The sequence below is a fragment of the Shewanella profunda genome, assembly GCF_023283765.1.
GTDB lineage: Bacteria > Pseudomonadota > Gammaproteobacteria > Enterobacterales > Shewanellaceae > Shewanella > Shewanella profunda.
On sequence record NZ_JAKILG010000098.1, the window covers coordinates 1 to 1,845 of the forward strand.

Genomic DNA, 1,845 nt, shown 5'->3' on the forward strand with positions numbered 1-1,845 from the left:
TGGCTGCGCTATATCGAGCACGTTTACTTTTATTCATGTTGTCACCTAAATGGGTTATGAGTGAGATCATAACATTTCTTATTAGGTGGCCAAATTCACTATGCCACTACAATTATCAAAGTGTTTTAAATACTCAGGTTTATCATTAAAAACCGAATCATAATAAAATGCCATTCCCGCAGTACCAAATAATATTAAGACAATTTGCATAGTGATTAAGACGGAAGCTACATTTTTAAAGGCAATTCTTAATTTTAATTTTTTTTCAAAACTCTCAATTATCAACTCGATACTCCCTGTGAGTAATAACGCCGCGCTCTGCGACAAATTTGGAGCTCTGCGGAAAATTTGTCCGACAGCAGCGCCTTGTTAGATGATTTTTCACATGTTCGCAAACATTGATCCAGATTGAGTAACATGAATTGGCTTTGATAGCAAATTTTCAAGAAATTCTTGAGGTGCAATACGCTCATAAACATCTAAAAACTCTTCAATAAGTGCCAAGTAATTTTCATGTTTACCAGAAACAACTTCCCGCCAGATGCTTGGCCTGTATCGAACCAATATCGATAAAGAGTAAAGCAAAGCTACACAAATTGCTCGATACTCGCCCACCGAACCGAAGATAGGAATTATTACACTAGAACTTGTATATGGACTGCGATGTTGCTTTAGCACTCCATGCCAGTATTCTTCTTCAGGATGTTTAATTAGAGCTTTAAAATGAAGACCTGGATATTCCGATGTTTGGTACTCGATTTGATCTAGCGACAAGGATAAAGCTGCTATATCTCCTTTGGATTTAGAACATGAAATATCATTGATAGTTACATAGGTCTCTCTTAGCCTTGGTTTATTTAGTCCAAAACCACCGTTTGACTCTGAGTCATAATTAAATGTTAACCAATTTGGAGGAGAGTTAGTGACCAACAAGAATAGATCTTCTAATTCAGGTATCCTTGAAAACAGCTCAATGAGAGTGATGACTCATTCTTTGATAAATCTATTTCGGAGGATTTTTTGGTTTTTTTAGCTGGAAATGATGCAACATCGGCACCCAAGAACTCCACCCATTTTTTGAAAAAACCATTCGATAGAACTCCTACAACAAAGCCCTCAAAGGAGTTCTCATCAAGCGAGTCAAATGTATAAAGGCCATGACCAAATTTAGTCATATTCTCAACTTCATCAAGTGAGTCAGGCCCTTCTGGCGAAGCAAGCATTTCAGCAGAAGCAAATGCAATTGCGCCATAATATAGACTTACAATTCTCTGGTTCAATTTTTGTTCACTTGCAGCTTCAAAGTAATCACAACCGTTTTGAATACAGAAGGCTAATCCTTCTGCTTTGCATTCAGCGACTTCGCTAGAGTAAGTTATCGCTTTTGAAGCATATCGCTCAATAACCAATTTTTTTGATAGACCTTTAGTCTTGAACTGTTTTATTCGACTCCAAATTTGTTTAATGGGGCTCTCAGATTGAATATGGCTTGTAAACTCCCTTGGTTTTATCTTGGGCTTTTGAGGCCCACCCGCAGAAATTTGTCCTTCGGAAACTAATGAATTCCACTTGATTACATAAGTCTGGATGCTGGATTTTTCGATGACTTCAGTTTCGATACCATAAGCATACGATTCAAGATGATAGAAGCCGCCATTAAGAACTATCAAATCAACAGTTTTATCTAGAATTTTATAAATGCCATTTGCCGTGGCGAGGCTGTTCATAATTCTATGTCAGGTTAATTTCACAGATCGATATGGTTTTCTAAGCGCCCCTCAAAATGGATTGAGAGCTGTGATAGCGTCAAATTCCAATTTTGGATGGGGTGGGTCCAGCGCTCAG

General features: G+C 37.8%; 3 protein-coding genes. All 3 read right to left on the reverse strand.

Annotated features, from left to right (window positions below; genetic code table 11):
• Window positions 1–81: 81 nt before the first annotated feature.
• Window positions 82–285, reverse strand: coding sequence for a hypothetical protein (locus L2744_RS21325; RefSeq protein ID WP_248993751.1), 204 nt, complete (start codon window positions 283–285; stop codon window positions 82–84).
• 96 nt (window positions 286–381) lie between these two features.
• Window positions 382–933: a YaaC family protein gene (locus L2744_RS21330; protein WP_248993752.1), complete on the reverse strand. Its 552-nt coding sequence runs from the start codon at window positions 931–933 to the stop codon at window positions 382–384.
• 11 nt (window positions 934–944) lie between these two features.
• Window positions 945–1,727 (reverse strand): YaaC family protein, encoded by a 783-nt coding sequence (locus L2744_RS21335; RefSeq protein WP_248993753.1) that lies wholly within the window; start codon window positions 1,725–1,727, stop codon window positions 945–947.
• Window positions 1,728–1,845: the final 118 nt, after the last annotated feature.